Genomic DNA, 6,567 nt, shown 5'->3' with positions numbered 1-6,567 from the left:
CTCCGCACGAGGGACAACTGCGTTGCCAGCCGCCCTGAGACATCGCGCTGGCAGCCCCGCAGCGCGCGCAAAACCGATGCGTTTCGTGCCAGCCGATAACGGCTTTGGCCGTGGCCGCCAATTCGGCATCGTGCGGCGACAGTCGCGTCATGATCCGGCGCAATTCGGCAAAAACATAACCCTCTGGCAAATCCGGATGCTGCTGCTCGGACTTGTCCACGAACTCTCCCAGACCGGTCAGGTCCAAACCTTCGGCAGTCCAGGCCGAGATATCCACCGCGAACAGCGGCGTATCTTCGACGGTCACACCTAAGAAAACAGGCGCCTCAACAACCCCACCAGGCCCCGCGCTGACCAGCGGATGCGTCATCGGAAGCAATGCAAGCTGATCTAGCCCATCACCGGCAACCAGAACTTTCCCGCGCCAAATCATCATGCACTGTGCCGCCGGGTGGCGTTGCGCCGCCGCCAACGTATCGGCATTCCCGCGCATATGGGCCGCCCGGTTCAGGCCCGAGCCGCCAAAGGTCACCTGCTCTGCGTTTTTCATTGGATTTCCTTCTGGTCCCAGGCACAGGGCTGCCATGTCTCAGACCGCGTTGCAATGGCAATTCAAACTCTCGCGATGCGCGCACTTGCCGCCGAAAAGCCGCATGGCGGCCCCGGAAAATTCATTTAGGTTACGCTTTGTTAGATTTGACCAATAACTCTATTCAAAAGCAGACCATTCAAAGTGAAGCAAAACCCTTCGACGCGGGTATCTCCTGCAAAAGACCGTGGGCTTGTGCGTATTCTGGCGACAACCGACCTTCATATGAACCTGACAGGTTTTGACTATTACACCGATACTCCTGACCAGACGCTTGGATTGACGCGCACCGCCAGCCTGATCCGCAAAGCCCGCCAAGAAGCAAGTGATGCGTTGGTCCTGTTGGTGGATAATGGGGATGCATTTCAGGGAACGCCGTTGGGCGAGTGGGCGGTTCAGAACAACGTGCCGCATCCGGTCATGCAAGCCTTCTCGGCGTTGGAGTACGACGCCATAGGTCTCGGCAACCATGATTTTGGTTTTGGGCTGCCGGTATTGGACAATATCATCTTGCAAGCCCCCTGCCCGGTCCTGTGCAGCAACCTGCATCGATCGGGTGGCCTGCAAGCATGGCGGCGATATGCGATACTGGACCGCACCGTGCCGTTGGGTGGCAAAGAAATGCCCCTTCGCATCGGCCTTATATCCGTGCTTCCGCCACAAACCACCCGCTGGGAAGAGCATCATCTGAACGGAGAGGTTACAGCCTACGACATTCTATCCACGGCATGCGACCTGTCAAAACAACTGCGCGCTGAAGGATGTGACCTGATAGTTGTGTTGGCGCATTCCGGCCTAGGCCAATCAGAGCCCGTAGAAGGGATGGAAAATGCCGTCATCCCCTTGGCGACTATAGACGACATCGACGCCATTGTCGCCGGGCATACGCACCTGACCCTTCCGAGTCGCACAGACACCAACGCCCCATATCTCGATCCCGCAAACGGGCTGGTGCATCAGACCCCGGTTGTCATGGCCGGTTCGGCTGGATCTTATCTTGGTGTCATTGATCTTGTTGTTTCTCAGCGACCGAATGGCGGGTTCAGCATTGAAGAATGTCGTGTGGACTTGCGCCCGGTTTGCGCGGATGGAGTCGCGGTCGAGGAAGACGAGGACATGGTGCGTCTGTTCGCTGACGCCCATCGTCAAACCCGCAGCGCGGTTGCCAAACCCGTCGCGCGCGCATCAGAATCCATGCACAGCTATTTCAGCTTTTGCGCACCGGATCGCGGCTTGGCTCTGGTCGCTGCGGCACAGGCTGCTGCTCTGCGTCCATACCTGCAAGGGTCGGCGTTGGGCGAGTTGCCGCTGTTGTCAGCCGTGGCGCCCGGGAAAAGCGGTGGGCGCGCTGGCCCGCGGCATTACACAGATGTACCGGCGGGGGAAATATGCCTGCGTCACGTTGCGGACCTGTATCCGTTTCCCAATGAACTGCGTGCTATACGGATAAGCGGTGCCGACGTGCTGGATTGGCTGGAAATGTCGGCAAGCGTGTTCAACCAGCTTTCACCAGATACAGAAGCGGATCTCATCAACCCTGAACGTGCCGGTTACAATTTCGACGTTATCTTTGGCCTGTCCTATCAAATCGATCCATCGCAACCTGCGCGCTTCGACAGTGACGGTCGGCTCATCGACCCTGACAACAGACGAATTCGCAATCTGACAATCGATGGCCAACCTGTTCAGTCCGCACAAAGGTTTGTCCTGGCCAGCAATAATTACCGCGCCAGTGGAGGCGGACATTTTCCTGCCGCCTCTGCCGCCCAACGCATCAACCTACCGCCGCTCGATATCAAGGACCTGTTGCGGGATTACCTGTCTCATCGCCTTCCGCCCGATCCCATAGCGCGGCACCCCTATCCTTTTAAACTCACAGCTCAAGCGGGCGTAAATGCCTTGCTTCGAACAGGTCCCGGTGCCCTTGAACACATGGGTGAGTTGCACATGTTCAACGCCCAATTACTAAGTCCTGATGAAGCCGGGTTCGAGCGTATTCGCCTGACGTTCTGACGGGTTGTCTTTTGCCCTCGCCTTCCCTATATCCAGAGTCGAGAGGTTGGCGCGGGCGAGCGCCTCGCCAACCTGGTCAGGTCCGGAAGGAAGCAGCCACAACGAGCCCCGCTTGGGTCGATGTCCAACCTCTCACTTTCCCATCACATGCCTAATGGGTGATATGCAGTGTCACACCAAGCTCGTTCAGACGTCGATAAAGCGTGACCAGAGGGCCGCGTTGCGTCGGGCAAAAGCGCCAATATGCCCAACCTCAGACAACCCGAAATCAGCCGGTTTCAGCAGATGTCGTTTGGCCTCGGGGCCATAGAGATCAGCAAGCCGACATACCGCCTTGGGCGGAACCATCTGGTCATCTTCAAAGGTAAACAGATCCACCGGTTTTCCAACTTCTGCCCACCGCGCAGCAGGTAGCCCGGTTCCGATCTCGGGCAAGTAGCTCGAAGGTGCGGTGCACCATTTACGCCATTGCCAGTAGACCGATGCCGGCAAATCCGCACCAAAACCGATTGCCTTTCCGGGCAAGTAGCCAAGCGCTTTGACCAGCAACGGCGCGTGCCCGTACCAGAATACCCCGGCCAATCCACGGTAGGGCCATGGGTGATCGTTCAGGGTCACAAGCCCGGAACACACACAAATCATCCGGTCGATTTTGTCGATATCGGGCTGTACGGGTCCCAGCATGGCGCCTACAGAATGACCTATCGTCCATTGTTGTGCGCCGGGAAAACGCCTGCGCATTTCCGCCCGCGCCGCTGGCATGTCGATCAAGGCCCAATCCGCCATTGTCGCCCGCGCATCTTTCATGCGGCCGGTCAGTGAATGCCCGAAATCCCGATAGTCATAGGTCAGGCACGCCATGCCGCGCTCGGCAGCCAGCCAACGCGCGAAGTGGCGATAATAGTCGCGTGGCACGCCTGTGGCACTGTTCAGCACAACCACTGTGCCGGGTTCAGACAAGGGTCGGTACAGGCGCGCTGAAAGGGTTGATGACCCGGACGGAAAGAGGAACTCTTCGGTTAAAACCGTCTGTTCTGTATCCAACATAATCCCTGATCCTGCGCTGATAAAACGGCTGGCTTACCTTCAATAACGGAAACTCTACGCGGGAAGTTTTCACCCATCCAGCATGACCAAACGTCGGGGCCAAAGATCCGCTTGACTCGGAACTGGGTCAGACGCTAGCGATTGTGTGATGGTTCCTGCCCCCCACAAGGGGTCGGGATGAAAAGGGAACACGGTGCGGTTCCGTCTGGTCATCCGGACGCAAACCAATTCCGCGACTGCCCCCGCAACTGTAAGCGGTGAGCAATGCCGAAACGCCACTGGCCCCTAGGGCTGGGAAGGTCGGCAAAGCGATGACCCGCAAGTCAGGAGACCTGCCATCGGAACTGAAACCGAAACTCGGGCGGGGTGTCCGGGCAGGTCCTGACTGCAATTCGCCGTCCCACCTGACCCGATCCTCTGCCCGTCACGCGCGGAGGGCGCAGGATGATCTGGAAGACAAAGACGCATGAATACAGCGCAACGGTATGTCAGCGGGCGGGCAAAACCTGCCCCGCCCTGGCGCGGCTGGCGCGCTCGATTTCCGAGGCTATGACACAAGCCGCGGCTGTCACAGGCGACGACTTCGAGTTTGACGGCAGTAGTGAGCTTTCACATTGCGCCGAAGGGTGCCAGGCAATTTTCCAGGCACAATCAGACAGTGTTCGCGTGTTTTGTGACACGCAACCCGACGCAGCGATTGAAGACCTGAACCTTTATGCTGATCTGATTTTTGGAAACACGTTCAGCACCCTGCCATCTGGCATCATTGCAAACCCACCTTGCGCAATGATTGAGGTTGCAACCTTACGGCCCCGAAAAACCGTACACGCACCCGAACAGCTTTCGGCCTGAGGTCACACCACCTGCGCCGGGGAAACCCGGGCCGCCCAAGCCAGCTGCGCGTCTGTTTCCACAGCACAGGGGCGCAGCGCCCGCAGACGCTCCAGCGCCTTTTCTGCCCGTTCGCCGCACTCGACCATCAGACGCAGGACAATCATCCCCGACCTGCCGCAACCGCCCCGGCAATGCACCAAAACCCGGCCTCCACCGGTCAAGGCATGCCGGGCAGCGGCGCTGACGTCGGGCCATGCCTCTTCAATCGCCGCAGTGGGTGCTCCGAAATCTTCGATCGGCAGATGCACCCACCGGCTGGCGCGGCTTTGGATATCGCTGCCAAAATCCTGCGCCCCGTGCTGAAGCATCTCGACATCCGTCGTCATTGAAATGACCAGCCCCGGCTTCCACGCGGCAATCGTGTCCAGATCCGTCTCATAATCCCCGCCACGTCCGGGTATCGACGTCAGGGCAAGCGTTCCGCCTGCGACTTGCAGAGCATAGATAACCAGCTGCGACATGAACCTGTGTCCTCCACCAGGAACTCTTTACAAAAAATGAGTCTTAAATTTTGTTGGAACAGCTTAGTGCGAATCCGGTCGGAATCTAAATCAAAAATCATCGCGCCTCGCTGTGGACGCGGAAGGCGGTGGCCACTACGCTGAGCCGAAGCACCGAATCCGACCGAGAAAACATGACCGACACGCCCAGCCCCGCCTATCAGGTTCTCGCCCGCAAATATCGCCCGGAAACCTTTGCCGATCTGGTGGGTCAGGATGCCATGGTGCGCACCCTGAAAAACGCGTTCGAAGCGGACCGGATTGCGCAGGCGTTCATCATGACCGGCATTCGCGGCACCGGCAAAACAACCACCGCTCGGATCATCGCCAAGGGTATGAACTGCATCGGCCCCGACGGCAATGGCGGCCCGACGACCGAGCCTTGCGGGCAATGTGAACATTGCGTGGCCATCATGGAAGGCCGCCACGTCGATGTGATGGAGATGGACGCCGCCAGCCGAACCGGCGTGAATGACATTCGCGAAATAATCGACAGTGTCCGCTATCGCGCCGCCAGCGCACGTTACAAGATCTACATCATCGACGAGGTTCACATGCTCTCGACCAGCGCTTTCAACGCGCTGCTCAAGACGCTCGAGGAACCGCCTGAACATGTGAAGTTCATCTTCGCTACCACCGAGATTCGTAAAGTGCCGGTCACGGTTCTGTCCCGCTGTCAGCGCTTTGACCTGCGCCGGATCGAGCCCGAGGATATGATCGGCCTTCTGCAAAAGATCGCAACCGCCGAAAGCGCCCAAATCGCCGAAGACGCGCTGGCGCTGATTACACGCGCCGCAGAAGGATCGGCAAGGGATGCGACCTCGCTGCTGGATCAGGCGATTTCGCACGGGGCGGGCGAAACCACTGCCGATCAGGTCCGCGCTATGCTGGGCCTTGCGGACCGTGGCCGCGTTCTGGACCTGATGGATATGATCCTGCGAGGCGATGCCGCGGGTGCACTCATGGAACTGAGCAGCCAATACGCAGAGGGCGCAGACCCTTTGGCCGTCTTGCGCGATCTCGCCGAGATCACCCACTGGGTCTCCGTCGTCAAAATTACGCCCGATGCTGCCGAAGACCCGACCGTTTCCCCGGACGAACGGACCCGTGGTCAGCAAATGGCCGAAGCGCTGCCTATGCGTGTTCTGACCCGCATGTGGCAGATGCTGCTCAAAGCACTGGAAGAAGTCTCTGCCGCGCCAAACGCGATGATGGCTGCCGAGATGGCCGTTATCCGCCTGACCCACGTGGCCGATTTGCCCAGCCCTGAAGAACTGATAAAGCGGCTGCAGGACGCCCCGCCACCGCCGACGGGTGGGCCGAGTGGCGGCGCTTCGATGTCCCGGCAAGGCGCAATGCCTGCACAGGCCAGCGCGGCCCCGCCGCCCTCCTACACTGCGCCCCCGCGCGGTACAAACGGCGCGCCGGTTGCCGCATTGGCACAGGATGTGCAGACGGCCCTCGCCCGGTACCCGACTTTTGATCACGTGGTCGAACTGATCCGTGCCAACCGTGACGTAAAAC

The 6,567-nt window shown here is 59.2% G+C and carries 7 protein-coding genes, 1 other RNA gene and 1 riboswitch; of the genes, 5 read left to right on the top strand and 3 right to left on the bottom strand.

Annotated elements, in window-relative coordinates:
• A partial coding sequence (locus tag AC2FNU_RS23470) for an NUDIX-like domain-containing protein (protein ID WP_496793443.1) occupies positions 1-550 on the bottom strand: 550 nt, incomplete at its 3' end.
• Between the two features lie 183 nt (positions 551-733).
• On the opposite strand from AC2FNU_RS23470, the gene AC2FNU_RS23465 reads away from it, so the two are divergent.
• Positions 734-2,602 carry a bifunctional 2',3'-cyclic-nucleotide 2'-phosphodiesterase/3'-nucleotidase gene (locus AC2FNU_RS23465; protein ID WP_496793438.1) on the top strand — a complete coding sequence of 623 codons (1,869 nt, stop codon included), beginning with the start codon at positions 734-736 and terminating at the stop codon, positions 2,600-2,602.
• 39 nt (positions 2,603-2,641) lie between these two features.
• Positions 2,642-2,740: signal recognition particle sRNA small type (gene ffs / locus AC2FNU_RS23460), an RNA gene on the top strand.
• 48 nt (positions 2,741-2,788) lie between these two features.
• Here ffs and AC2FNU_RS23455 read toward each other — a convergent pair.
• Entirely contained in the window at positions 2,789-3,649 is an 861-nt protein-coding gene (locus AC2FNU_RS23455) for an alpha/beta hydrolase family protein (RefSeq protein WP_496793433.1), read from the bottom strand.
• A 133-nt stretch (positions 3,650-3,782) separates the two neighbouring features.
• A riboswitch (cobalamin riboswitch) is annotated at positions 3,783-4,003 on the top strand.
• Here AC2FNU_RS23455 and AC2FNU_RS23450 point away from each other — a divergent pair.
• Positions 3,961-4,119 carry a hypothetical protein gene (locus tag AC2FNU_RS23450; RefSeq protein WP_496793429.1) on the top strand — a complete coding sequence of 53 codons (159 nt, stop codon included), beginning with the start codon at positions 3,961-3,963 and terminating at the stop codon, positions 4,117-4,119. (Overlaps the previous riboswitch by 43 nt.)
• A complete protein-coding gene (locus AC2FNU_RS23445; RefSeq protein WP_496793426.1) occupies positions 4,094-4,501 on the top strand; it encodes a hypothetical protein in 408 nt (135 codons plus the stop codon). Before AC2FNU_RS23450 ends, AC2FNU_RS23445 begins: the two co-directional genes overlap by 26 nt.
• 2 nt (positions 4,502-4,503) lie before the next feature.
• On the opposite strand, the gene AC2FNU_RS23440 is transcribed toward AC2FNU_RS23445, so the two are convergent.
• Entirely contained in the window at positions 4,504-5,004 is a 501-nt protein-coding gene (locus tag AC2FNU_RS23440; RefSeq protein ID WP_496793423.1) for a protein-tyrosine phosphatase family protein, read from the bottom strand.
• A gap of 173 nt (positions 5,005-5,177) precedes the next feature.
• Between AC2FNU_RS23440 and AC2FNU_RS23435 the strand changes: the two genes are divergently transcribed.
• On the top strand, positions 5,178-6,567 hold a 1,390-nt coding region (locus tag AC2FNU_RS23435; protein ID WP_496793419.1), incomplete at its 3' end, for a DNA polymerase III subunit gamma/tau.

This window comes from Ruegeria sp. BHSB064 (assembly GCF_059613205.1).
Note: the sequence above shows the minus strand (reverse complement) of the source record. Positions and strands in the feature narration are given on the sequence as shown.

Excerpts from the sequence above, each read along its gene's own strand:
- AC2FNU_RS23440 (WP_496793423.1), bottom strand. The coding sequence starts at position 5,004 with ATGTCGCAGCTGGTTATCTATGCTCTGCAAGTCGCAGGCGGAACGCTT.
- AC2FNU_RS23445 (WP_496793426.1), top strand. The coding sequence starts at position 4,094 with ATGATCTGGAAGACAAAGACGCATGAATACAGCGCAACGGTATGTCAG.
- AC2FNU_RS23455 (WP_496793433.1), bottom strand. The coding sequence starts at position 3,649 with ATGTTGGATACAGAACAGACGGTTTTAACCGAAGAGTTCCTCTTTCCG.
- AC2FNU_RS23450 (WP_496793429.1), top strand. The coding sequence starts at position 3,961 with ATGACCCGCAAGTCAGGAGACCTGCCATCGGAACTGAAACCGAAACTC.